18 protein-coding genes and 1 pseudogene are annotated in these 23,725 nt (G+C 72.1%); 12 read left to right on the top strand and 7 right to left on the bottom strand.

The window, feature by feature from the left end:
- The first annotated feature begins 207 nt into the window (after positions 1–207).
- The 6 genes from ABZX40_RS22885 to ABZX40_RS22860 all read left to right on the top strand — a co-directional run bounded on the left by ABZX40_RS22885 (position 208) and on the right by ABZX40_RS22860 (position 4,441).
- Positions 208–957, top strand: a complete 750-nt coding sequence (locus ABZX40_RS22885) for a Crp/Fnr family transcriptional regulator (protein ID WP_355740961.1) — start codon at positions 208–210, stop codon at positions 955–957.
- A 254-nt stretch (positions 958–1,211) separates the two neighbouring features.
- On the top strand, positions 1,212–1,967 hold the full coding sequence (locus ABZX40_RS22880) for a hypothetical protein (protein ID WP_355740963.1): 756 nt from the start codon (positions 1,212–1,214) through the stop codon (positions 1,965–1,967).
- Positions 1,964–2,251 carry a hypothetical protein gene (locus ABZX40_RS22875; RefSeq protein WP_355740965.1) on the top strand — a complete coding sequence of 96 codons (288 nt, stop codon included), beginning with the start codon at positions 1,964–1,966 and terminating at the stop codon, positions 2,249–2,251. Before ABZX40_RS22880 ends, ABZX40_RS22875 begins: the two co-directional genes overlap by 4 nt.
- On the top strand, positions 2,248–2,997 hold the full coding sequence (locus ABZX40_RS22870; RefSeq protein ID WP_355740967.1) for a hypothetical protein: 750 nt from the start codon (positions 2,248–2,250) through the stop codon (positions 2,995–2,997). Before ABZX40_RS22875 ends, ABZX40_RS22870 begins: the two co-directional genes overlap by 4 nt.
- Entirely contained in the window at positions 2,994–3,302 is a 309-nt protein-coding gene (locus ABZX40_RS22865) for a DNA-binding protein (RefSeq protein ID WP_355740969.1), read from the top strand. The genes ABZX40_RS22870 and ABZX40_RS22865 overlap by 4 nt, the downstream gene beginning before the upstream one ends.
- Complete coding sequence (locus ABZX40_RS22860; RefSeq protein ID WP_355740971.1) at positions 3,299–4,441, top strand: hypothetical protein; 1,143 nt, start codon at positions 3,299–3,301, stop codon at positions 4,439–4,441. Before ABZX40_RS22865 ends, ABZX40_RS22860 begins: the two co-directional genes overlap by 4 nt.
- A gap of 101 nt (positions 4,442–4,542) precedes the next feature.
- Here the strand turns inward: ABZX40_RS22860 and ABZX40_RS22855 are convergent, their stop codons facing one another.
- The gene (locus ABZX40_RS22855) at positions 4,543–8,424 is read right to left on the bottom strand and encodes an AAA domain-containing protein (RefSeq protein WP_355740973.1); all 3,882 of its coding nucleotides are present in this window, start codon (positions 8,422–8,424) and stop codon (positions 4,543–4,545) included.
- A 6-nt stretch (positions 8,425–8,430) separates the two neighbouring features.
- Complete coding sequence (locus tag ABZX40_RS22850) at positions 8,431–8,811, bottom strand: hypothetical protein (RefSeq protein WP_355741178.1); 381 nt, start codon at positions 8,809–8,811, stop codon at positions 8,431–8,433.
- A 319-nt stretch (positions 8,812–9,130) separates the two neighbouring features.
- Here ABZX40_RS22850 and ABZX40_RS22845 point away from each other — a divergent pair, with 319 nt between their 5' ends.
- Together ABZX40_RS22845 and ABZX40_RS22840 are read left to right on the top strand one after the other, a co-directional pair.
- Positions 9,131–9,382 carry a Scr1 family TA system antitoxin-like transcriptional regulator gene (locus ABZX40_RS22845; RefSeq protein WP_355741180.1) on the top strand — a complete coding sequence of 84 codons (252 nt, stop codon included), beginning with the start codon at positions 9,131–9,133 and terminating at the stop codon, positions 9,380–9,382.
- A 19-nt stretch (positions 9,383–9,401) separates the two neighbouring features.
- Positions 9,402–9,524 (top strand): annotated as a pseudogene (locus ABZX40_RS22840) (DUF397 domain-containing protein); the annotation flags it as partial.
- Between the two features lie 249 nt (positions 9,525–9,773).
- Here the strand turns inward: ABZX40_RS22840 and ABZX40_RS22835 are convergent.
- Positions 9,774–10,241 carry an RICIN domain-containing protein gene (locus ABZX40_RS22835; protein ID WP_355740975.1) on the bottom strand — a complete coding sequence of 156 codons (468 nt, stop codon included), beginning with the start codon at positions 10,239–10,241 and terminating at the stop codon, positions 9,774–9,776.
- Positions 10,242–10,389: 148 nt separating this feature from the next.
- Between ABZX40_RS22835 and ABZX40_RS22830 the strand changes: the two genes are divergently transcribed.
- On the top strand, positions 10,390–14,346 hold the full coding sequence (locus ABZX40_RS22830; protein ID WP_355740977.1) for a hypothetical protein: 3,957 nt from the start codon (positions 10,390–10,392) through the stop codon (positions 14,344–14,346).
- A 124-nt stretch (positions 14,347–14,470) separates the two neighbouring features.
- A complete protein-coding gene (locus ABZX40_RS22825; RefSeq protein ID WP_355740979.1) occupies positions 14,471–14,779 on the top strand; it encodes a hypothetical protein in 309 nt (102 codons plus the stop codon).
- Positions 14,780–14,837: 58 nt separating this feature from the next.
- On the opposite strand, the gene ABZX40_RS22820 is transcribed toward ABZX40_RS22825, so the two are convergent.
- The gene (locus tag ABZX40_RS22820) at positions 14,838–17,165 is read right to left on the bottom strand and encodes a glycosyl hydrolase family 18 protein (RefSeq protein ID WP_355740981.1); all 2,328 of its coding nucleotides are present in this window, start codon (positions 17,163–17,165) and stop codon (positions 14,838–14,840) included.
- Positions 17,166–17,288: 123 nt separating this feature from the next.
- A complete protein-coding gene (locus ABZX40_RS22815; protein ID WP_355740982.1) occupies positions 17,289–17,432 on the bottom strand; it encodes a hypothetical protein in 144 nt (47 codons plus the stop codon).
- A gap of 387 nt (positions 17,433–17,819) precedes the next feature.
- Here ABZX40_RS22815 and ABZX40_RS22810 point away from each other — a divergent pair, with 387 nt between their 5' ends.
- The gene (locus ABZX40_RS22810; RefSeq protein ID WP_355740984.1) at positions 17,820–18,956 is read left to right on the top strand and encodes a PQQ-dependent sugar dehydrogenase; all 1,137 of its coding nucleotides are present in this window, start codon (positions 17,820–17,822) and stop codon (positions 18,954–18,956) included.
- A gap of 84 nt (positions 18,957–19,040) precedes the next feature.
- On the opposite strand, the gene ABZX40_RS22805 is transcribed toward ABZX40_RS22810, so the two are convergent.
- On the bottom strand, positions 19,041–20,705 hold the full coding sequence (locus tag ABZX40_RS22805; RefSeq protein WP_355740986.1) for an alpha/beta hydrolase: 1,665 nt from the start codon (positions 20,703–20,705) through the stop codon (positions 19,041–19,043).
- 272 nt (positions 20,706–20,977) lie between these two features.
- Between ABZX40_RS22805 and ABZX40_RS22800 the strand changes: the two genes are divergently transcribed.
- Entirely contained in the window at positions 20,978–22,237 is a 1,260-nt protein-coding gene (locus ABZX40_RS22800; protein ID WP_355740988.1) for a PP2C family protein-serine/threonine phosphatase, read from the top strand.
- 73 nt (positions 22,238–22,310) lie between these two features.
- On the opposite strand, the gene ABZX40_RS22795 is transcribed toward ABZX40_RS22800, so the two are convergent.
- The gene (locus tag ABZX40_RS22795; RefSeq protein ID WP_355740990.1) at positions 22,311–23,711 is read right to left on the bottom strand and encodes a hypothetical protein; all 1,401 of its coding nucleotides are present in this window, start codon (positions 23,709–23,711) and stop codon (positions 22,311–22,313) included.
- Positions 23,712–23,725: the final 14 nt, after the last annotated feature.

Raw genomic sequence — 23,725 nt, 5'->3', positions numbered from 1 at the left:
CTCCGAGAGCATCACTGTGATCATCTCCTCGGCGGTCCCTGAAGCGGCCAGGTCCGTCGGGAACGGAGCTGATCGGGACCTGCCCGGCAGCGCCCGCCCAGATGTCTCGGGCGTGCGCGGCTGCGTGCGCCCTGGTGTGCCTCGGTCGCACCGGAGGACCGGGTAGAAGCGTTCTGCTCTCCGGGCACCGGGTGCTGAGCTGTAGAGATGACGCACGTCTCGAACCGCCGCGGTCGCGCGACCTTCCTCCACACCCTGTCGCCCGAAGCGCGCAGGGACTTCATCCAGCTCGGAAGCCGACGCCCCTACGTGGCCGGAGAGGCACTCCTCCACGAGGGCGACAGCGCAGAGGAATTGCTGGTCCTCCACAAAGGCGTGGTGAAGGTGACCGTCCGGCTGGAGCGTGGCCGGGAATCGCTGGTCGACATCAGAATCGGCGAGGACGTGCTCGGCGAGGGCACGGCGATGGGGGCAGGCCCTCGATCGGCCACGGTCACCTCGTGCGGCCATGCGTGTGCCACCATCGTTCCGCGCGATGAATGGGAGCCCTTCCTCCGCGATCACCCCGAAGCGTCACTGGCGCTCAACCGCATTTTCTCCGCCAGACTGCGCCGAGCCGACCGCCTGCGGCTGGAACTGGGCCGCTATCCGGTGCGGGTGAGGCTGGCGCGCATTCTCGTCGAACTCGCGGAGACGTATGGGGAGCGTGCCCGGCCCTACGGGAAGCCCGACCCGAACACGGTACGGATCGATGTGTGTCTGTCCCAGCCAGAACTCGCGGCCCTCACCGCGTGCGCCACGGACACCGTCCACCCGGCCCTCACCCAGTTGCGGAGAGACGGGATCATCTCCACCGAATCACGGCAGACCATCGTGCGGGACATGGCCCGGCTGCGCGAGGTGGCTCTGCTGCGTGTGCCCACCGCTCGAAGGGGGCGACCGCCCACGCGTCGGTGAACGTGCCTTCTGCTTCCGCGACGCACCCCAGTCGCCACAGGGACGGATCTCGGTGCGCCCGGCCTCCGGCACGGGAACATCGACTAGGTCAAGAATCTCGTACTAATACGGCATTGTGGCTGGCTCATGCCCCTTCCGCCCACAGTTGGCGTGCACCGCACCCAACCCCACTTGGAAGGTGGCGAGTTGTCATGCAAGAGATCTCTCCTCCCCGGGCGCCGGCCTCTCCGCCGCGCCGCCGACTGTGTCTGGCGGTGGACGTGGAACAGTACAGCCGGCTCGACACCCGGGCACAGTCGGTCGTCCAGTCCGCACTGGTCCGGTCACTGGACGAGGCGGCGGCGCTGACCGGTCTGGACAGGACGGCCTGGATGTGTCAGCCGCAGGGCGACCTGGAGTTCGCCGTGCTCCCCGAGGCCACGCCGGAAGACGCCGTGCTGGGCCCGTTCGTCCACCATCTGGCCGTCCGCCTCCGGGACCGCAACACCCGCCCGGCCGCTCATCGGGTCAGGTTGCGGATGGCGGTCGACGTGGGCGTGGTCGCGGACGCCGCCCTCGGCCATGCCGGTCCGGCCCCGGTCGCCGTGGCCCGGTATGTCAACGCGCCCCAGCTCAAAGCCGTACTTGCCGCCCTCACCACGGCGGATCTCGCCGTCGTCGTGTCGGACCGGCTGTACCAGGACGTCGTACGGTCCGGACGGCCGGACCTCGATGCCGCCCAGTACGTGCGGGTCCATGTGCGGGTGAAGGAGTTCGGCGGCTACGGCTGGGTCCGTGTGCCGGGCCACGCGCCGGACGACGTGCGGGCGGCAGTGGCGGTGGAGGCGCCGGAGTCGAAGCATGCGCCGAGGGCGGACGCAGCGGACCGGGCGAGGCTGTCGCAGTACGTCCACCAGGGTGCCGCCGTCGGCGGGGACGTCTTCGGCGGTCTTGACGTCGGCCTGCCCGTGCCCCCCGGGCGATCAGGTCCCGGGCTCCCCGGGCCGTCCGGTCCCGGCTCTCTCCGGTGACCCCGCCCCACCCCGCCCCGCTCCGGCGTGAGCAGGGGGACATCCAGTGGACGGACTTCGGAGTCAACGTGGGTCACACGGTGTACGGCGGCATTCACTTCCACCCACCCGTCCTCTCCGCCGGGCGATCCCTGGGCCGGGACGAGGCAGCGCGACCGGTCCGCCCGCTGCGGCACGCGGCCGTCAGGTCGGCCCTGGTCGATCTCGCCCATGCCTGCGGTCGCGCCGCCGACGCCCTGGCGCACCTGCTCCGGCCCGACGAGGCCGGAAAGGAGGAGAAATGACATCGACCGGACTCCCCGGCGTGGACACCGGTCTCTTCGCCCGGATCGACCTGGGCGTCCTCGGGACGGATGACGACCGGCGACCGGCCCTCATGGTGCACGCGGGCCCGCGTGCGGTTCTTCTCTCCCTGGAGGAGAGCCGGAGGGCCCTCTACGGTCCCGGACGGGACGCCGTGCTCGGCGCGGCGGTCTGGCGACAGGCCGTCACCCAGGCACGGCGGGAGCCGCCGGGAGGCGCAGGTCGGCTGCTCGTCGTCTGGCTGGCGCTCCCCGGGCTCTACCGGAATCTGCATCGTGTCCTGCGCCGCTGGCCGTGGATCGAACGGGCCGACCTGGAGGCGGAGGCCGTCCTCGCGGTACTCGCCGTCCTCGACTCGGCCGACCCCGACAGCCCGGACACGGGCCGCCGCCTGATCAAGGAGGCGGTGAACCGGATGTGGGCCTACGCGAGGGGCATCACGCGGGAGATCCCCGTGGTCGACATCAGCGCCTACGCCCAGGCCCGCAACGCCCCCCTCCCGGCGGAGACACGGCCCCGCCCGCCCGAGGGGTGGGAGGTGCACATCACGCCCCCGCCATGTCCCGAGGGCCTGTACGCCACGCTCCGCTTCGTCGAGCGGCGTCCCCGGCAGGACGACCGGCACAGCGCCGCCCGCCTGTCCGACCTGGTGGCCCGAGCCCGCCGCCACGAGGAGGCGGACCTCATCGGCACCCTGGTCCTGCGCCCCGCGGGAGCCCTGCGGTGAGCGGGCGGTCCGGCCGATGGCTCGGCTTCGCGGAGGCCCTCGACCTGCCCCTGTGCGTCGATCTGCGCACCGCCGCCCGCGCTTTCGGGATCTGCCCCGCGACGGCGTCCAAGCTCATCCGCCTCAACGCCTTCCCGTGCCCCGTGCTCCGGGTCGGCGAGCGCTACCGCATCCCCACCGCCGGTCTGCTGCGTGCCCTCGGCATCGAGGAGTTGCCGGTGTACGCCGTCCCCCCGGACGACGGCGCGGCGCCCGCGGCCCGGCCCCACGACCACCACACCCGTAGCCCGGAGGTTCCCTCATGATCACGTCACAGACGCTCCCGCAGGAGTCCGACCAGCCCCTGAAGTGCTTCGTCGTCGGTCCCATCGGCGACCCGCACGCCGCGCACGGCAGCCCCGAGCGCGAGTCGTACGAGCATCACCTCGGCATCTTCGAGCAGGTGATCGCCCCCGCCTGCGAGAAGTACGGCATCAGCGCGGTGCGTGCGGACGGCATCACACAGGCCGGTGACATCACCGAGCAGATCTGCCGCCACGTCGTCGAGTCCGATCTGGTCGTCGCGGACGTCAGCGGCGGCAACCCCAATGTGATGTACGAACTGGGGCTGCGCCACATCACCGGCAAGCCGACGATCCACATCGGAGAGGCCGGACAGCTCCCCTTCGACATCGCGACGATCCGGACGGTCCGCTACCAGCGGACCCGCAGTCATCTGGCCGGTGCGCGCAAGGAGATCGAGAGTGCTCTGGAAGCCGGGCTCCGGGACGGCTTCGAACTGCTCACGCCGGCCCGGGTGCTGCGCGGACTACAAGCCGATGACGGACCGGACTCCGCCTCGGAGACCGGCAGCGAAGGGAAGGAAGAGGACGAGGATGTGCCTGGTCTGCTCGACGACTTCGCCGTCATCGAGGACGGGGTGGACCACATGACCGCCGACATGGAGGCGATCACGAAGACCATTGAGACGATCCGCGCGCTGACCGATCAGTCCATCACCGAGATCCTCGACCTGACCCGGGCGAGCGCGCCCGTGAGCGCGCGGCTCGCCGCCGTCGCCCGGTACGCGGAGACCCTCAGCCCACCTGCCGGTGAACTGAGCACCGTCGCCGCCGCGTTCGCGGAGCGGATGGCGACGCTGGACAGCGGGGTCCGGGCCGCTCTCGGACTCATCGAGATGACGCCGCCTGACGAGCGCGGCGAGGGTGCGAGGCAGTTCCTGGAGCAGTTGATGTCCCTGGACGAGACCGCACAGGAGGCTCGGGGGCAGATCGGGATCTTCGGCACCTCGGCCGCGGCCATGGCCCGATTGAGCCGGCACCTCCGCAAGCCGGTGAAGGACATCTCCGCAGCGACGAGGCACCTGACCTCGGCCATCACAAGGATGGGAGAGTGGGCCGCCAAGGCCCGGGAGCTGGCAGGGCCGCACGGCCCAACCGCCTGACACTCGCCCTCACCGGGACCCGGACCTCTTCGGAGGCCCGGGTCCTGCCTACGACCGGATGCCGTCCGGGCTCTCCCCGCCGTCCGGCCGGGGCACCCGGCTCAGTCGAACACCCCCGCCAACCCCGCCCCACCCCCGCTGATCCGCCACGCAGGCACCCGTACCGTCCGCCCCACCGGGCACACCTTCGCCCCGTAGCCCCCCGACGGCAGGCCGGTCAGCAGGTCGGCTCGGGCGTGGGTCAGGCGGAGGTGGCGGGCCGGGTCGGTGGTGGGGGACGGGCCGGGGTCGATCAGGACCGCCGTGTTCTGTCCGGCCTCGGTGAACAGGAGGTCCACCGGGTGTCCGCCCACCGTCGTGGCCCGCTCCAGGTCGGTGATCCCGCGTTCCGTCAGGTGCTGCTGGAGGCTGTCGGCCAGTCCCTCGCGGAACGCGCTCACCGCCCCCCGCTCCGGCGGCGGCGGGATGTCGGCGCCGCCCGGCGTCCCGAGGGGGACCGAGCGGTCGGCGAGGAGGGCCGGCAGCCCGCTCCGCCCCTGCCAGAAGCCGTGGCCGCCCACCGTGATGAGCTGGGACTTGGCCCGGGTCACCGCCACGTTCCACAGATTGACCTGGCCGGCCACCCAGTGGGCCGTCCGGGGCGGAGTGTTGTCCGTGGCGACCGGGCTCAGCACCATCACATCGCGCTGCCCGCCCTGGAAGGCGTGCACGGTACCGACCCGCACCCGCTGGTCGTCGCGCCATACCCGGGCCAGCGCCTCCTTCTGCGCGCGGAACGGAGTCACCACGCCCACGGTCGCGTCCTCCGGCAGCGCCGCCAGCACTCCGCCCACCACCCGGCGTACGGCCTCCGCCTCCGCGTCGTTGCGCCAGGACCGACCGCCGCTGCCGCGGGCCGACTCGCCGTGCGGTACGTCGACCCAGCCCAGCACCGGCGCGGGGTCGGCCGCGCCCACCGGGTCGAGCGCGGGGACCTGGCGGCGGACATCCGTGAGCACGCGCAACTGACCGGCGTAGCAATGGCCGTTGACGATGTCGGCGATCTCCGGGTGACAGCGGTAGTGCTCGTCGAGGAGCAGCGCGGAGTCGCCGTGCTGCTCGGCCGCGTGGTACGAGGAGTGCAGGTGGTAGGTCAGCCGGTGGTGCTCCAGTTGCGCGGCGCTCAGCCCGGCCCGGACCCGCGCCTGCCGCTCCTGCTGCGGGGACACCCCGGGAATGTGCCCGAGTTGCATGGGGTCCCCGATGACCAGCACCCGGCGGGCCCGGAACAGCAGCGGCAGCACCGAGGGGATGGAGCACTGGCTGGCCTCGTCGATCACCACGAGGTCGAACAGCTTCGGGGTGAGTTCGAGCTGCCGCACCGAGTGGGTGCTGATGGCCCAGCCCTTGAGATGGGTCATCAGGTTCTTCTGGCTGCGCCGGACGCCCCTTTGGCCGCGCAGCGTCTGGAGGCGCTGGCCCATCAGCCCGCGTGCCCTCCCCAGGGTCTCGGCGGACACCGCCCGGGACAGCTCCGCCGACAGCTCGGACAGGGTGTCCGCCGTCGAGAGCCGCGCCTGCCTGAGCCCGTCCTCGTCCCACTCCTCGTGCCGCGCGACAAGTTCCCGTACGTCCCGCTCCACGGCCAGCGTGTCCGCGAGTGACTCCAGCCGTTCGCCCGGCACCGGCCGTGCGGTCGCCCAAGGCGGCCACTCCTCCCCGGACCCCGCCGCCACCAGGGCCGACAGCGTCCGGCTCCGGCGCCGGCCGCCGAGCGCCCACCAGCGGGCACGGGCCGCCTTCCGGGCCCGCTCCTCCCAGCGGGCCAGGGCGGTCACACCGTCCTCGGCCGCCGCCCAGGCACCCTCCAGCAGCGGCACCGGAAGCCCCAGCCCACCGGCTCGCTCCGCGCGCTCCCGAAGCAGCTCCAGCAGCCGCCCCTCCTCACGGACCCGCTGCCCGGCCTGCGCCCGCAGATCCTCGGCCCGCTTGCGGACCGTGCGCAACTGCCCGCCCACGGTGGCCGATCCACGCCGGGGCGGCTGCTCGGGCTCACCGAGGAGCCGCTCCAGCTTCGCCGCCTCCCGCTCCCGCGCCTCCTTGTTGCCCGTCCGCATGAGCAGGCCGGGCGCGACGGCGTCGCAGCGGTCGGCGACGACCTGCACGGCCTCGTTGTTCGTGGACGCGACCAGCACGGACTGCCCGGCCGCGACACAGGTCGCGACGACGGCGGTGACGACCTCGCTCTTGCCCGTGCCCGGCGGCCCGGTCGCCACCGTCACCGGCCGGGTCATCGCCGAGGCGATCACTCTCTCCTGGCTCTCGTTGCACGGCCCCGGAGCCACTACCGCGACGCCGCTCCTGCCCCCGTCGGCGGGGTCCGGTCCGCCGCCGCTCAGCAGCGCGTCCAGCGCCGTGCCGGGGATCTCCCCGACCCGCCTCGACATCTCCAGCAGGTTCTCCACCACGCCCTGGGCGGCCGTGGCCTCCGCACCCGACGGCACCAGCAGCATCGCCGCGTTGTGCGCGCCGGGTCGCAGCGCCTGCATCACCGTGCGGTCACTGAGCGCGGACGGGTCGAGCGGCTCCAGCTCCGGCAGGTCCAGCTCCTCCAGCAGCTGGCGTACGGCGCGCAGCATCTGTGCGTCGTTGCCCTCCTGCCAGGCCGGCTGCCACCGGGCGACCAACTCGGCCGCGTCCTCGGCTTCGAGCAGTTCGGACACCACGCCCGTGTGCAGGGACGGCACGCCGCTGGGGCGCAGCATGTCCAGGCCGTTCTCGTCCGGGGCGAGTTCCATCTGCTGGATCAGCAGGGGCGCGACCTCCACCGTCGTGCGCCGTCCGGCGTGTCCGCTGCCCCGGACGGGCAGGGTGATCGCCGGATAGCCGTACCAGTACTCCTGCTGGGTGCCCGGATCGTCGAGGCCCCCACGGCCACCCTGGGGTCTGGGCCCGGGCAGTCGGCCGGGCGCGCGGATGGCGGAGCCGCGACCCGACTGGATCTCCTCCTGGCCCTGTCCCAGCAGGAAGTACGTCGAGTCGCGGCCGCCGTCCCGGTCGGGCCGCATCGCAGCCGCCGCCTGCGCGGTCAGGCAGTTCGCGTAGTACTGGAGCAGTCGCTGCCGGTCGACGCCGTCCCGTTCGTCCAGCGCGGCCAGTTCCCTGGCCTTCAGCAGGGCCGGGGAGTGGCGGGCGGCCTCGGTCGCCTCGCGGGTCAGCGCCGGGAGGTGCACCGGGCGGGCCACCGACCGGGCGAGGGGCAGGCTGTGGGTGGCGCGGATGGTGGACTTGGTGGGCCGCTGGTCCTCGGGCACCTTGTTGCGGGTCATCTGCGCGGTCAGGTACTCGAACAGATCGTCCGGGGTGATCCACCCGCTGCCCTTGATCCATCCGTTGCGCAGTCCCTCCACGATCTCCCCGGTGAACCGGGACGTCCCGAGACCCGACCCCGCCGGGGCCATCGCCGACGCCGACTGAAGAGCGTCGGACGCGGTGATGAAGTACACACCGGTCGGCCGCAGCAGCGTGCTCGGCGTCTCGCGTACGGGCTCCCCGGCCGGTCCCTTGGCCGTCCAGCCCTGGACGACGGACCCGCTGGAGCAGCAGTCCAGGAGCACCACCTTCGAGGAGGCCCGGCAGGACTGGAGCATCCGCTCCAGGAACTCCGCCGGGACCGCCGTCCCCGGCAGATCGTCCGGGTCGGTGTCCCGGGTGAGGAAGTACAGCTGGTTGTCGTCCTCGCAGAACTCGCCGTGCCCGCTGAAGTACAGCAGCGCGGTCTCGCTGGCCTGCCGGGCCTCCAGGAAGGTCTCCAGGGCATGGAGCATCTCCGCGCGGGTCGGCTCCTGGACCATCTCGCAGTCGTTGAACATGCCGATCTCGACGTTCTGGAGCACGGCCTGCATGTAGTGCAGATCGGCCCGGACCGGCGGCAGGTCGTGGTAGGCGTCGCTGTCGTAGGTGGAGACGCCTACGAGCATGGCGTAGCGGTCGTTGTCCGTCATGCGCGTTCAGCCCGCGGTGGGGGTGTCGCCGCCCGCGAGGAAGCGGTCGATCCGGTCGTCGTCCTCGCGTGCCTGCCGCCCCGTGATCCGCAGCTCCGCGCCGTCGGCCCGCCGGACGACGATCGTCCGCTGCGGCACCCGGGACAACCAGAGCTGCACACACGCGACTGCCAGGGCGCCGCCGCTGATCAGCACCCCGACCAGCTCAAGGGACGGCGCCCCCTTGTCCGTCCCGCCCGCCGCCGCCCGGTCCCCGGGCACGTCCAGCGTCGCCGCCCCGGGATCGACCGCGGCCACCTCGGCGACCAGCTCCCGCGCTTCTCTGCGCGCCCGCAAAGGGTCCTCGTCCAGGAGAAAGATCCGGTACCCGGTGGGGGCTTCGGGCATGGTGGTCACAGCGTGCGTCTCCTCGTTCGCGCCACCTCTGAGGGAGGCATGGGCGGACGACGATATCCGGTGGATCTGACAACGGGCCCTGGCCTCGGACGATCCCGTCAGCCGCCGCCCGGAAAATGGCCGATCCGCGTCTTCGCCTCCGGCAATCGAACTCCGCCCACCCGGTCTTCGTGCACTGGCTCCGCCCTCGTCGAGGGGGAAGGGTCGTGATTCATGTGGTCCACGCTGACGTGCGGGTTTCCGCGCCTTCGGGGGCCAGTTGAAGCGGTTCCGGTTGCGCGCGGGACTGGAACGGCCCGAGTTCGGCGCGATGAATGCCGTCTACGCCGTTCCGGGGCTGTTGCAGACCGAGGAGTACGCCAGGGCGGTGTTCGCGATCCGTCGTCCGTTGCTCGATGAAGACCAGATCCAGCGGGGCTCGGGCGGGCGGCCGGCCAGGCAGGAGATCTATCGGCGCGAGGCGGCGCCGCTGATGAGCACTCGAAGGTCCGTCAGCTTGAGGCCCGTTACGGAATCCTGCGAGCACAGGCCCTCACACCCACTGAGTCACTGGCATACGTAGAGAAGCTATCGGGAGAGACATGAGCGTTCGGCCCGAACTGGCTTGGTTCGAGGGCAGTTACAGCACGGGCGACGGAGGCGAGTGCATCGAAGTCGCCGTCCGCCCGCACATCGTCCACGTACGTGACTCCAAAGACATAGCCCACCCCCCATCCGAGTGACCCCACCCCGAACCCGCCCCGGCGCGTGCGCCGTGCGCGAGTCTCGTGCCCGTTCGCCGGACAGGGCCGCTGTCCGGGTGCGTGCCCCCAGGGAGGTGTGGAGTGGATCGGTCGGTGCCGCGCGGCGGCGTACGCGAACGCCGTGTCCGGACGGGTGGTGGTCCAGGACGGAGTGCCGAGGCGGAGCCCCCGGCCCGGCCCGGCGTCTCGCGTGCCGGGCCGGGCCCCCGCTCAGAAGTCCCAGCTCTGGCTGAGCGCCCCGTTGCAGCTCCAGCTCACCAGGAGCTGCCCGTTCTCGGGCCGTCCGCCCAGGATGTCCAGGCACTTGCCGTTGAGCCGGCTGCGGATCTCGCCGCCGTTGCGGAACCACCGCTGGGTGGCGGAGCCGTTGCAGTCCCAGGTGTCCACCGAGCCCTGGTCGCCCTGGTGGGACGCGTAGATCTCCAGGCACTTCCCGTTCATCGAGGAGCGGATCTGCTCACCGTCCCAGAACCACTGCTGGTTCTGGCCCCCGTGGCAGTCCCATGTCACCACCGAGGAGCCGTTCTCCTGGTGGAACATGAAGATGTCGGCGCACCTGCCGTTCAGCTGGGACCTGAGCAGGGGTGCCGCGGCCTGCGCCGGCGTTCCCGCCAGGGTCGTGCCGACCGCGAGGCCGACCGCGATCAGCAGCGGCATCAGTCGTTTCGTGGCTCTCATGGTGTCCCTCCGCGGGGTCGGTGCGCGATTGCGCTGACCCATGGCTACCGGCCGGAGGTTGTCCGGCGCCGGAGACCGCCCGCCGGACATCAACCGCCGGACAACACCCCCGCGCCGGGCCCGCGCGGCGGCACGGAAGGAGACGCGCATGCCACGCGCCGAACGCCCGCTTGACCCCGGCACCGGCCCGCTGACCCGTTTCGCCGCCGACCTGCGCGCCCTGCGCGAGTCCGCGGGGCGGCCCCCGTACCGGACGATGGCGCAGAAGGCCCACTACTCATCCACGACCCTGTCGGACGCGGCGGGCGGGCGGACCCTTCCCAGCCTCGCCGTCACCCTCGCCTATGTCGAGGTGTGCCAGGGCGACCGCGGTGCGTGGGAGTCCCGCTGGCACGCGGTCGCCGCCGAACTCGCCGAGGCCCGGCCTGATGCGCCCGGTGCGCGCGGTGCGCCCGGTGGGCCCGGTGGGCTCGGTGCGCCCGGCGCCGAACCCGTCGCCACCGAAGTCGCCCCCGCACTCGTCCCCGAAGGGCCCCGCGCCCCGTACGCCGGACTGGCGGCGTTCCAACCGGAGGACGCCGACCGGTTCTTCGGGCGGGAGCGGCTCACCGAGGAGGCGTTCGCGAAGGTGCGGGACAGCCGGTTCCTGACGGTGTTCGGGCCGTCCGGCGCGGGCAAGTCGTCGCTGCTGCGGGCGGGGCTCGTCGCGCGGGCGCGGGCGGCGGGGTGGCCGGTGCTGCTGTTCACGCCGGGGCCGCGGCCCGTCGAGGAGTGCGCGGTCCGGCTGGCCGCGCTGACGGGAACGCCGCCCGGCGCGCTGCTGACCGAGTTGCGCGCGGACCCCGCGGCGCTGCATCTGCGGATCCGGCAGGCGCTGGCCGACCGGGAGCCGCGGACCGACGCGCTGATCGTGGCCGACCAGTTCGAGGAGGTCTTCACCCTCTGCCGGGACCGGGACGAGCGGGACGCGTTCCTCGCCCTGCTGATCACCGCCGCCACCGCGCGGACCAGCCGCACCCGGGTGGTGCTCGGGGTGCGGGCCGACTTCTACGCCCACTGCGTCCAGGACCCCCGCCTGGTCGAGGCGATGCGGGACGCGCAGCTCGCCGTCGGCCCGATGAGCAGCCAGGAACTGCGCGCGGCCGTCACCGGACCGGCCCGGCTCGCGGGGTGCACGGTGACCGGCCCGCTGCTGGCGGCCGTGGTCGCCGACGCGACCGGGCAGCCGGGCGCGCTGCCGCTGGTCTCCCACGCGCTCGTCGAGACCTGGCGCCGCCGCAGCGGCAACCGCCTCACCCTGGACGGATATCTGGCGGCCGGCGGCATCCAGCACGCGCTGGCGCGGACCGCCGAGACCGCCTACCGGGCGCTGTCGCCCGAGCGGCAGAGCCTCGCCAGGTCACTGTTCCTGCGGCTGACCGCGCTCGGCGACGGCACCGAGGACACCCGGCGCCGCATCCCCCGCGCCGAGCTGGACCCGGGCCCCGACACCGCGTACGTCCTCGAAGCCCTCGCCCGGCGGCGGCTGGTGACGCTGGACGAGAACGGGGCCGAGATCACCCACGAGGCCGTCATCCGGTGCTGGCCGAGGCTGCGCGGCTGGCTGGCCGAGGACCGGGACCGGCTGGTCCTGCACCGGCGGCTCACGGACGCCACCGCCGACTGGGAGGCGCACGGCCATGACCCGCACGCCCTGTGGCGCGGCGCCCGGCTCGCCGCGGCCCTGGACCTGTCCACCGCGGACCCCGGCGGGCTGACCTCCCGCGAGCGCCGCTTCCTCGACGCGAGCGGCGACGCCCAGGCCGGGGAGACGGCGGCGGCCCGGCGGCGCACGGTCCGGCTGCGGCAACTGGCCACCCTGCTCACCGTGCTGATGGTCACCGCGGTCGCCGCCGGGGCGCTGGCCGTCGGCTCGCGCGACGCGGCCGTCCGGCAGCGCAACGTCGCCCTCGCCCGCAAGGCCGCCGCCGACGCGGCCGAGCTGCGCCACCGCGAGCCCGCGCTCGCCGCGCAACTGAACCTCGCCGCCTACCGGCTGGCGGCCACCGACGATGTCCGCGACCAGCTGATGAGCACCTTCGCGACCCCCTACGTGGCCCGGCTCACCGGCCACACCTCCGATGTGGTCTCCGTCTCCTTCGCCCCCGGGAGCAAAACCCTGGCCACCGCGAGCTGGGACGGCACGGTCCGGCTGTGGGACATCGGAAACCCCCACCGCCCCGCCGGTCTGGCGGTCCTGAGACTGCCCCGGCGCCCGCTGTCGGTGGCGTTCGGCGGGGACGGCCGGGTACTGGCCGCGGCGAGCGACCGCGCGGTACGCCTCTGGGACGTGACGGACCCCCGGGCGCCGACCGTGCTGAGCACCCTCCCGACCCAGCCCACCGCCCCGACCTGGGTGGCGTTCCACCCCGACGGCGGCCTCGTCGCCACCGGCCACGCCGACGGCACGACCCGCCTGTGGAACGTACGGGACCCCCGGCGGCCCCGGCGGCTGGCCACGCTCCCCGGTCACTCGGGCGCGGTCACCTCGGCGGCGTTCAGCCCGGACGGCCGCAGGCTGGCCACCACCGGCGACACCACCGCCCGGCTCTGGGAGGTCACCGACCCCGGACGCCCCCGCCCGCTCGGCGTGCTGCGCGGCCACACCGACACCGTGACCTCGGTGGCGTTCAGCCCGGACGGCGAGACGATGGCGACGGGCAGCTGGGACCACACCGCCCGCCTCTGGCCGGTCGGCGAGGGAGCCGGCGACGGCGAGGGTGAGGGAGTCGGCGACGGCGACGAGGACGGCGAGCGGGTCGGCCCCGCCTCCACCGAACCGCCCGCCCCCGCCCCCACCTCCACCGAACTCCTCGGCCACGCCACCATCGTCTGGTCCGTGGCGTTCCACCCCGACGGCCGGACCCTCGTCTCGATCGGCGGGTCCACCCTGCTCTGGGACGCCGCCGACCCCGCCCGCCCGCAGCGGGTCGGCGCGATCCCCGGCGGCGCCTACCAGGCCGCGTTCAGCCCGGACGGCCGTACGCTCGCCGACTCCGACCGGGTGCTGGATCTGCGGGACCTGTCGATGGGGACCCATGAGGATGTCGTCGCGTCGCTGGCGTTCGCCCCGGGCGGGCGGGTGCTCGCGAGCGCCGGCTGGGACGGCACCGTACGGCTGTGGCGGGTGACCGGGCGCCGGTCGCTGTGGCCGCTGGCGCCGCTGCGCGGGCACACCCGGTTCGTGCGGTCCGTGGCGTTCGGCCCCGACGGGCGCACCCTCGTCAGCGCCTCCGAGGACGGCAGCGTCCGCGTCTGGGACGTGACCGATCCCCGGACGCCCCGGCAGTTGTCCCGCTTCAGCCCCGGGGCCGGTGAGGTGGCCGGGGCGGCCTTCGCCCCGGACGGGCGGACGCTCGCGGTCTGGGCGATGGCCGAGACGGCGCTGTGGGATCTGAGCGACCCCCGCCGCCCCCGGCGGCTCGCCCGGATCACCGAGGGCGCCCCGGATGTCACGGCGGCCTCCTTCGCCCCCGACGGCCGCACGCTGGTGACCAGCACCGGGGAGTCCGGCTCCCCCCGCTTCTGGGACATCGCCGACCCGCGCGCCCCGAGGGAACTCCCGTCCCCGGCGCGCTCCGCCCCGCTGAGCGGCGCCGTCCTGGCCCCCGACGGCCGGACCCTGGCCGCAGTCCACCGCCCGGACCGGGCGGTCTGGCTGCTGCCGGCCGACCGTGGCGCCCGCCCGGTGGAGCCGGGTGAGGAGGGGGCGGTGCCGAGGCTGCGGGCCTCCGGTTCCTGGCTCTACGCGCTGGCCTTCTCCCCGGACGGCGGGCGGCTCGCGGGCGGGGCCGCCGATGGCAGGGTCCCGCTCTGGGACACCAGGAGCGAGGCCCCGCCCGTCCTCCTCATCGGCCACTCCAACCCGGTACCGGCCGTGGCGTTCGGCCCGCGCGGCGACACCCTGGCGACCGGGGGCAACGACTTCACGGTCCGGCTCTGGGACACCGATCTGGACCGGGTGATCACCCGCGTCTGCGCCGGCGCCCACCCCCGGATCACCCGCGCCCAATGGGCCCGCCACTTCCCGGGAGTCGACTTCGACCCGCCCTGTCCGGCCCCCTGAGCCCCGCCCCGCCGACGCCCGCCCTCAGGACGCCCACCCCGAAAAGCGCATGATCAGATCACGTACGCTGGCCGTCGAAGCCGCTCCACGCTGCCCCGCAGCCCGACGCCGAGAGGGAACCCCGATGGCTGGCAGGAATGCCCCACCATTTCTTGTCCTGCACGACCTGGACGCCGTGAAGGCGGAGATCACCACCGCCCTCGCCACCGCGGACGACACCCAGCGCCCCGGACTGGAGGCCGCCGCGCGGATCGTCGACCGGCATCTGACCCACTCCGACGCACAGCGGACCCAGGACTGGGTCCGCCGCTTCGTCCAGGACACCGGAATCGATGTGGAGCGGGAGCCGGTCAAGGCGGTGAAGGCCCTGCGCGAGGCCGTCCCGGGACTCGGGCTGATCGCGGCGAACGATCTGGTGACGTCGGTCCGCTAGACGGCTCCCGGGAGGGGGGAGGGGCGCCGCGGTCGCCAGAGCGACGCCCCCCCCCGCGCTACTGAAGCCCGGTATGGAGCGAACTCATCAGCAGACCGCCGGGTGTGTCGCCCGACATCTCCCAGACCATTCCGCCCAGTAGCCCCTTCGATTTGATGTACTCCGTCTTTCTCGCGATCGACCAGGTGTCGTCGAACGACCACCACGTGCCGTTGTTGCCGGTGTAGCCGTAGGTGGAGATGGACTGGGCGTCGTGGACGACGGTCATGTTCGGGTAGTTGGTGATCAGGTTCTGGTAGCCGCGGGTCCCGGCCTCCTCCGGGAACTGGCCGGGTGCCGCCCCGGTCGCGGTCTGCCACTCGCCGTTCACCCCGCCCGCGGCGACCCCCTGCCAGCCTCGGCCGTAGAAGGGGAAGCCGATGGTGAGTTTGCGGGGGCTGACGCCTGCGTCGGTGTACGCCTTCACCGCGCTGTCGATGCTGAAGTCGTTCGGGTAGGGGGACTGGGCGTCGGCGTAGAGGTTGGCCTGGTGGCCGGTGCGGTTGGGCTCCCAGGAGTTGTCGCTGCCGGCGCCGTGGAAGTCGTAGCCCTGGACATTGGCGAAGTCCAGGTCCTCGAAGATCTTCGAGGTGTCCCAGCCCGCCTCGATCTTCTTGGGGTCGGCCGGGGTGAACGCGGTGAGCAGCTTGTGGTCGCCGCCGAGCGCGTCGAGCTGGTCGCGGAACTCGGCGATCAGGGCGGTGTTGTTGGCCTTGTCGGCGGTGCTCCAGTGGTTGCCGGGGTGGCCGTCGGGGGAGCCGGGCCACTCCCAGTCCAGGTCGATGCCGTCGAAGATCCCGGCGCCGGTGCCCGGTCCTCCGGCCCCGTTGTAGGCGGGCAGATCGCCCTTGATGTAGAGGTCGATGCAGGATTTCACGAACTTCTTGCGGGACGCGTCGGTCGCGGCGACATCGGAGAAGTACTTGGAGAACGTCCAGCCGCCCAGCGAGATCACGATCTTCAGATGCGGGTACTTGGCCTTGAGCTTCTTCAGCTGGTTGAAGTTGCCGCGCAGCTTGCCCCAGCCGTCGTCGGCCACGCCGTCCACCGACTGGGCGGCGGAGAAGGCCCGCCCGTAGTCCGCCTCGGCGTCCCCCGCGCCATCGCCCTCGTTGGGGTCCTGGGGGTTGCCGGAGACGCCCTTGACGACCCCGTTGAGGCAGGTCAGATTGACCGGGTCGATATTGCCGAAGGCGTAGTTGATGACATCCAGTTTGGCGGCGGCACCCGAGGTGTCCAGGTTCTTCACGAAGTACTGGCGGCCGTAGATGCCCCACTGCACGAAGTAACCGACCGTCGCGTAGCGGCCGTTGCCGACGGCCTCCTGGGTGGTGACGGGGAGGGTGTTGCTGGCGGCCGAGGGGTTGTCGGCGGTGTCCCGGGCCTTGACGGTGAAGGTGTAGGCCGTGGCGGGGGAGAGGCCGGTGACGGTGGTCGTCAGGGTGCCCACCGGGACCGTGGCCACCAGGACGGCGCCCCGGTACACGTCATAGGCGGCGACGGCGACATTGTCGGTCGACGCGTTCCAGGCGAGGGCGACGGTGCTGGAGGTGACGGCGGTGGAGCGCAGGTTCCCCGGGGCCGACGGCGGCACGGGGTCGGTCGCCGGGTCCACGGTGGTGACGGCGACCGGTGCGCTCGGGGCGCCGAGGTTGCCGCGGGTGTCCTTGGCGCGGACGGTGAAGCTGTAGGCGGTGGCCGGGGTCAGTCCGGAGACGGTGGCGGTGGTGGTCGCGGTCGCCGCCACGACGGCGTCGCCGCGCAGCACCTCGTACCCCGCGACCGGGAAGTCCCCTCGGGTGGAGGCGTTCCACTTCAGGCTCGCGGTGCGGGCGGTGGTGCCGGTCGAGGCCACCCCGGTGGGCGCGGAGGGCGGCGCGGCCGGGCTGCCGTCGCACTTGTCGCCGTTGATCAGACAGCCGGTCGGCGCGGTGATGGGGCCGCTCGCCACGAACCAGTAACTGTAGGGCTCGGTGCCGCCGTTGGCCGGGACGGTGGCGTTGTAGTGGGCGTTGGTGACGGTGACATGGGAGCCGCTCACCGTCGCGGTGCCGTTGTAGTGCTGGCTGATGGTGACCCCGGCCGGGAGGTCGAACTCCAGGGTCCAGCCGGTCACCGGGGCGGCGCTGTTGTTCCGGATCGGGAAGACGCCCCGCCACCAGGAGCCGTTGTCGGCGCTGGTGAACGAGGCGGTGAGGGCACCGGCCGCCTGGGACGGTGTGGCGACGCCGATCAGCCCGCCGAGGGCGAGCGCGAGCGCGGTGAGGGTGGCGATGAGACGGCGCCGGGTCGGCGCCGGATATCCGGTCGAGCTGGCTCTGGCTCTGGTTCTGACTCTGCTGAACACGGCTCTCCTTGGGGTGGGGACGGCCGTGAGACGCGCACCTGTCCGGGGCGCCTTGGCCGGGAGCGGGCACGTGTGCCGGGGATGGTGGGGTGGTGGTGCCGTGCTGGTGCCGTGCGAAGAACGTCAGTTGCGGTGCCGTGCGGTGCCGTGCGGGGCTGTGCTGTGCCGTGCCGTGCGGGGCTGCCGGTTGCCGTACGAGGTGAGAGGTGACTCCCGTACGTCCGTGTACGTCCGTACGTTGTCGTTGTCGTACGTCGCCGTACCCACGTCAATGAGCGCCGGACGGGATTGGACTGGACCAATCGCGCACACTTTTCGCCACGCCGCGCTCCCGCCCCTGGCAGGCGTGCCTGGAAAGGGCTAGACCAATTGCCGTGATTTTACGGTCTCTTGGTACTCCCTGTGCGTTCCCTGATCCGCGACGCCCGCGCGGATGCCTGACGCGTCTGGTCTATACCAAGCGCTTCCGTCCCCGTATCCTCATCCGCAGCCAGGAGCACACTGTCCCCCACCCTGTCCCCCACCCCCTGTCCCCCACCCCTCAGGTCTGCGCGCCGGCGCGGGCGGCCCCCTGAACGAGCCGCGATCGGCCCCGGCACTCCCGCACTCCCGCAGCCGCGCGACCTGCCGATCACCGCCTCCAGGAGGATCCCGGTGAGAGTTCGCACCCGAAGCACGGCGATCATCGGCACCATCGGTCTCGTCGCCTCCCTCGCCCTGACCACCGCATCGGCCGATGAGCGCGCCGCCCCCCGACCAGCGGCGAACATCGCCCTCACGACCGTGGCCACCGCCAAGAACCCCATCGCCGGCACCGCAGGACCCGGCGGAAAACTCTGGATCGCCGAACGCGCCGGCACCGTCAGGATCCTGGGCGACCAGGGGCTCGGCCAGCCCGTCCTGGACATCTCCGCCGAGACCACCACCGACGGTGAACGCGGGCTGCTGGGCATCGCGTTCGACAAACGGTTCGCGTTCTTCTACATCTCGTACACCGACCTCGAAGGCACCAGCACCGTCGACGAGTTCGCCGTACGGCACGGCAGGATCCAGCCGCAGACCCGGCGCACGGTCATCACCCAGACCCAGCCCTACGCCAACCACAACGGCGGCGACATCAAGATCGGCCCCGACGGCTATCTCTACATCGCCCTCGGCGACGGCGGCTCCGGCGGCGACCCGCACGGCAACGGCCAGAACCTCGACACCCTGCTCGGCAAGCTGCTGAGGATCGACCCGAGGGGCGCCAAGCCGTATGCGATCCCGTCGGACAACCCGTTCGTGGACGTCCCGAACGCGCGGGACGAGATCTGGGCGTACGGGCTGCGCAACCCGTGGCGGTTCTCCTTCGACGCGGGCAAGGGCGATCTATGGCTCGGTGACGTCGGCCAGAACGACTGGGAGGAGATCGACTGGGCCCCCGCCGACAGCGACGGCGGCCAGAACTACGGCTGGGGCCAGATGGAGGGCACCCACCCCTTCCGCGGCGGCACCGAACCCGCCAACCACGTACCGCCCGTCCACGAGTACGACCGCACCAACTGGGGCTGCTCGGTGACCGGCGGCTTCGTCTACCGCGGCAAGGCGATCCCGGCGCTGAAGGGTCAGTACGTCTACAGCGACTACTGCGACGGCACCGTCCGCTCCCTCCAGCTGAGGAACGGCGAGGTCACCGGCACGACCGACCTCGGCGTCAACGGCGGCGAGGTCATCTCCTTCGCCCAGGCCGGCAACGGCGAGCTGTACGTTCTCGCGATCGGCGGGAGCGTGTTCCGCATCGACCCGGCGTAGGGGGTACCCGGGAACGGAAGGGGGCGGGGACCCGACGACATCCAGGTCCCCGCCCCCGCCCCATCCCCCTCCTACGGGGCTATCTCAGAACCGGTCCGGAGCCCCGGGAAGGACATCCGGCCGCTGCTGGCCGCGCCGGGCGTCCGCGTCGCCGGACGCGGGAGTCGCCTCGCAGGCCACGTCCCTCTTCGGGAGCCTGCCGGTGAGGAGATAGCGCTCGACCGTGCCGTCCGTGCAGGCGTTGGCGCTGGGGTAGACGCCATGGCCCTCGCCGCCGAGGACGGTGACCATCTTCGAGCCCCTCAGCCGGGAGTGCAGGGCCTGGGCGCTGGGCAGCGGGGTCTGGGAGTCCCACTCGTTCTGCACGACGAGGGAGCCGACCCGGTTCCGCACCTCGGTCACCGGCTCCACGGAGTCGTCCCAGAAGGCGCAGGGCTTGATGCTGGACGCGAAGTCGCCGAAGAGCGGGTAGCGCGCCCGGTCGGCGAGGGCGTCCTCGCGATAGGTCTCGGGGTCGCGGGACCAGGCGGCGGAGTTGTCGCCGCAGACCACGGCCCAGAAGCTCGCGGTCATATTGTCGGCGGGGACCTCGACGAGGTCGGGCAGGGTGTCGGCACCGGCGCCACTGCCGGCGGCGGACACCGGGTCGGTGGGGGGCGTGAGTGCGGCGGCGGAGAGCGGGTCGGTGAACGGGGTGAGCGCGGCGGCCGAGGCCGGCCGGCCCTCCGCGGCCTGCTTCAGCTCCACGATCGCCTCGGTGGCGGTGACCGGCGTGAACACCAGCCCGCGCATCCCCATCCGGATCTGATCCGCGGTGATGGGCTGGCCGCCCAGGTCGATGGGCTCCTCCTCGGCCTGCTCGACCAGGTCCCAGAAGGTGCGGTCGACGTCCTTCGGGGTGTCGCCGAGGTCGTACCGCCCGTCGCGCTCCGCGGCCCACTCGGTCCAGCGGTCGAACGCGGGTTCGGCACCCTCCGCCCACCACTGGATCATCCCGCGCCAGGCGCGCGCCGGGTCGACGCCGCTGTCCAGGACGATCCGGTCGGCGCGGCCGGGAAAGAGCTGGGTGTAGACGGCCCCCAGATAGGTGCCGTACGAATAGCCCAGATACGAGACCCTCCTCTCACCCAGGACCGCCCGGATCAGGTCCATGTCCCGGGCCGTGTTGCGGGTGGTGATGTGCGCGAGGGTGTCACCGGAGTTCTCCCGGCACTTGTCCGCGACCTCGCGCGCCCAGGCGACATCCTCGGCGTACGTCTCCTCCTTGTACGGCCGCAGCCAGTCCTCCTCCTCCAGGGTCAGATCGCAGGTGACCGGGCTGCTCTGGCCCACTCCGCGCGGATCGAACCCGATGAGGTCGTACTCCTGCTGGACGGACTGGGGAAGGACCTCCTGGAGGTAGAGGGGCAGGGTGAGCCCCTCACCCCCCGGACCACCGGGATTGGACAGCAGCACCCCCTCCCTCTTCTCGGGCGAGGTGCTCTTGATCCGCGATATCGCCAGGTCGAGCTGCTTGCCGCCGGGCTTGCGATAGTCCAGTGGGACCTTGATCGTGGCGCACTCGAACTCCGCCGGGCTGTCGGGCCGGCAGCGCGTCCACTGCGGGTCCTGCCGCACATACCGCTCCAGCCCGCTCGCGGCTGAGGTTGCGGCGGTGGCGGCCGAGGCCGTGGGGGAGATGGCGAGCACGGGGGCCAGCGTCGCCATGACACTCACCGCCAGCAGGGGCGCGAGACGTCGTCTGCGCACGATATCGGTCCTTCCGATCGGAGACTCGGATGTTGTCCAGTACTGCTGCTCGGATACTGCTGCTCGGACAGGAAGGATCTTCCAGCACCGGACGGGACGGCGGATCCTGCCTCGGGGTGTGCGTCCCCTCCCTCCTGGGGACGAGACAACAACCGCATGTAGTACCCGAGTTGTAGGGGCCGCCGCCGGGTCGGCCGAACCGCCGGTGGCCGGATCCGAGGGGTGGGGACGAGCGCGGAGCGAGGGGGCCGGACCGGGCGTAGCGTGGGTGTGTGAGAAGGGTCCGCGGTCTGCTGGGGCACCGGAACCGGGACGAGCGTGACTGGCTGCGGGGAGCGGAGCCGCCACGCTGGGTGAGAGTGCTGCCGGTCGCCCTGTTCGTAGTGGTGACGGCGGCGACCCTTATCAGCCGTGACGCCCTCGACATCGGCTTCCTGCTGGGCGCGATCCCCCCGCTGACCGTGCTGTCGTACGGCCCGCTGGCCACCGCGGTGATGGGCGGGCTGGTGGTGACCGTGCTGAATGTGCCGAGGACGCATCTCAACCAGCCCGGCAACACCGACCTCCTCGCCCTGGTCTTCGTCGTACTACTGAGCGTGTTCGTCTCCTACGTGCGCAGTCACCGGGACGCCCAGCTGATCACCGAGCGGGCGGTCGGGGAGGCGGTGCAGCGGGCGGTCGTACCGCCGCTGCCGGAGCGGGTGGGCCGGATCGGCTGCTTCGGCCTGTACCGGGCGGCGCAGCGGGGCACCCTGGTCGGCGGCGACTTCTTCGACGTCCGGGACGGCCCCTACGGGGTGCGGGCGGTGATGGCGGACGTCCAGGGGCACGGGCTGGGCACGGTCCCGACGGTGGTGTCCCTGCTGGGGGCGTTCCGGGAGGCGGTGCTCGACCAGCGGGACCTGGCGGGGGTGGCGTCCCGCATGGACCGCCGCCTGACCACGGACGCGCCGGACCCCCCGGACGGCCCGGACGCCGGGACGACGGAACTGTTCGCCACGGCGGCCCTGCTGGAGTTCGCGCCGGACGCCCGCTCGGTCCGGATCGTGGTCCGCGGCCACCCACCACCGCTGCTGCTCCGCGACGGCCGGGTCCGCGAGATCGGCGTCCCACCGGGCCTCCCCCTGGGCATCGCCGCCCTCGCGGGCGACCCCCCGAAGGAAATCACCCTCTCCCTGGAACCCGGCGACCACCTGTTCCTGGCCTCCGACGGGGTGTGGGAGGCCAGGGACGACTCGGGTGCGTATTACCCACTGCGGGAGCGGTTGTTGTTGATCGCGGGGGAGGTGGGGGTGGCGGGGGAGGGGGGTGATGTCGGGGCGGGTGGTGAGGTCAGGAGGGCGGGGAAGGCTGATGCCGGGGTGGCTGGTGAGGTCAGGAGGGCTGGTAAGGCTGATGTCGGGGCGGGTGGGGTGGACCCGGATGCGCTCATGGCGGGGGTGTGGGCGGATCTGGTGGAGCGGTGTGGGGAGGTGGGGGACGATGTGACGATGTTGGTGCTTGTGCCGGGGGTGGGGGGTGAGTGGGGGTAGTGATCTGTCGCTCCTGTTCTGTTGGAGAGTTGAGTCGTGGATTCGTCGGTCTGACCCTGACCGTCGAGGTACATCAGATGCCGCTGTCGACGAGTGAGCGACGCTTCGGCAGACGGCGTCTCTTGGCTGGCAGACTGCTGGAACGCATGAGCGTGTGCTGAGGGCCCACCAGATGTGGAGTGAGGCGCAGGGGTAGCCGCTCGGTCAGGTGCAGAAGGCGATCGTCTCCCAACTCCGCCTTCCATACGCGGTAGCTCAATTCGGGGTAGGCAGGGTTGATTCCGATCTCTCCTTTGGGGAATGTGCCATTGAACGGCAGCGCGATGCCCAGCTGGTTCCAGTAGTTCCACACCTGGAGAGCCTGGTTCCCGTCGTAGAAGCGATGGAAGTCCGGATATCGGTCGAAACGGCGAAGCTCGCGGTGGATGAGATGCCCCAGCAGAGGCCCGAAGAACCTGGCTGCATGGGGGAGATTCCAACGAACGCGATGCCACATCCCGGGCAGGACCTCCGGACCGAGGAGGCGGGCAACAGTGAGGTAGCTGATGCGTGCGGTGAGGTGAGCGCGGGCGTGAGCCGGTTCGATCGTCGGGTCGATGCGGGTGAGGAAGCCGTCCAGGCGGGCGAAGTCGAGGCGGAACCGGGTCAGGTCGAATCGCCCGGTCGTGCCGGGGAATCCTTCGAAGAGAAGCCGCTTGGAGAGCCAGTTGTTGAATTCTCCGTGCTCCGCGAGCCGCCGGGTCCGAGCGGACCTGGAGTACAGCATGAGGTACTCCGACAGCGCCTCGAAGTAGACGTAGCCCAGGACGGGGAGCCGCGGAAGGGTCTCGGCCAGTAGGCGGGGGAAGGCGGCGTGCTCCGCCGGTTCCGGGGCGGTGGCAACCGCCGCCGCCAATCGCAGGAAGTCGACCGAGTTCTTGACCCGGCCCAGCACTTCCTCGTGCAGTTGGGTTCGTTCCCGGGGCCACATCAGATGCTCGCGGTTCAGGTGGTTGCGCAGATGAATGGGGCCCAGTCGCAAGTAGTCGATACCGCTGAGACCGCGAAAGCCGTGGCGTGCCTGGTCGACCTCCAGTACAAGGGGGGTGGCGGTGCGTCCGGGGCGCCCGGAGTACGCCAAGGTGGTCGGAACCTCCCTGGTGAGGATGAACTCGGCGAGGTTGTGCATACGCAGGCCGCTGGCCGTGGGAGCCAGCGGGGCGCAGTAGACGCTGCCCACCAGACATCCGCCGGAAGGGCGTAATTCGCCCGTACGCCTGATGCGGTCCATGGACGGGGTGACATGGAGCAGATGGTGTGTGTCGGCATTCCGCAGCGAGTCGAACATGCCGTTGCGGAGCAGCAGGGTCCCGTTGGGAGAGGAATCGGTCAGCCGGGCGTGCCAGGCGGCCGTCTGCTCGGCGAGTGGTCCGCTGAGGCGCTCCGTGTCCGGGCCGATCGGGCAGGCATAGGTGACATGGGCGTCGGCCCACATGTCATGAAGGTCGG

This window comes from Streptomyces sp. NPDC004610 (assembly GCF_040609715.1).
Lineage (GTDB): Bacteria > Actinomycetota > Actinomycetes > Streptomycetales > Streptomycetaceae > Streptomyces.
The sequence above is the reverse complement of the archived record's forward strand: the minus strand, read 5'-3'. Positions and strand labels throughout refer to the sequence as shown.

What these genes read in the sequence shown, in the direction of transcription:
- ABZX40_RS22885 (WP_355740961.1), top strand. Translation starts at nt 208, where the DNA reads ATGACGCACGTCTCGAACCGCCGCGGTCGCGCGACCTTCCTCCACACC.
- ABZX40_RS22870 (WP_355740967.1), top strand. Translation starts at nt 2,248, where the DNA reads ATGACATCGACCGGACTCCCCGGCGTGGACACCGGTCTCTTCGCCCGG.
- ABZX40_RS22860 (WP_355740971.1), top strand. Translation starts at nt 3,299, where the DNA reads ATGATCACGTCACAGACGCTCCCGCAGGAGTCCGACCAGCCCCTGAAG.
- ABZX40_RS22855 (WP_355740973.1), bottom strand. Translation starts at nt 8,424, where the DNA reads ATGACGGACAACGACCGCTACGCCATGCTCGTAGGCGTCTCCACCTAC.
- ABZX40_RS22850 (WP_355741178.1), bottom strand. Translation starts at nt 8,811, where the DNA reads ATGCCCGAAGCCCCCACCGGGTACCGGATCTTTCTCCTGGACGAGGAC.
- ABZX40_RS22845 (WP_355741180.1), top strand. Translation starts at nt 9,131, where the DNA reads ATGAATGCCGTCTACGCCGTTCCGGGGCTGTTGCAGACCGAGGAGTAC.
- ABZX40_RS22835 (WP_355740975.1), bottom strand. Translation starts at nt 10,241, where the DNA reads ATGAGAGCCACGAAACGACTGATGCCGCTGCTGATCGCGGTCGGCCTC.
- ABZX40_RS22830 (WP_355740977.1), top strand. Translation starts at nt 10,390, where the DNA reads ATGCCACGCGCCGAACGCCCGCTTGACCCCGGCACCGGCCCGCTGACC.
- ABZX40_RS22825 (WP_355740979.1), top strand. Translation starts at nt 14,471, where the DNA reads ATGGCTGGCAGGAATGCCCCACCATTTCTTGTCCTGCACGACCTGGAC.
- ABZX40_RS22795 (WP_355740990.1), bottom strand. Translation starts at nt 23,711, where the DNA reads ATGTGGGCCGACGCCCATGTCACCTATGCCTGCCCGATCGGCCCGGAC.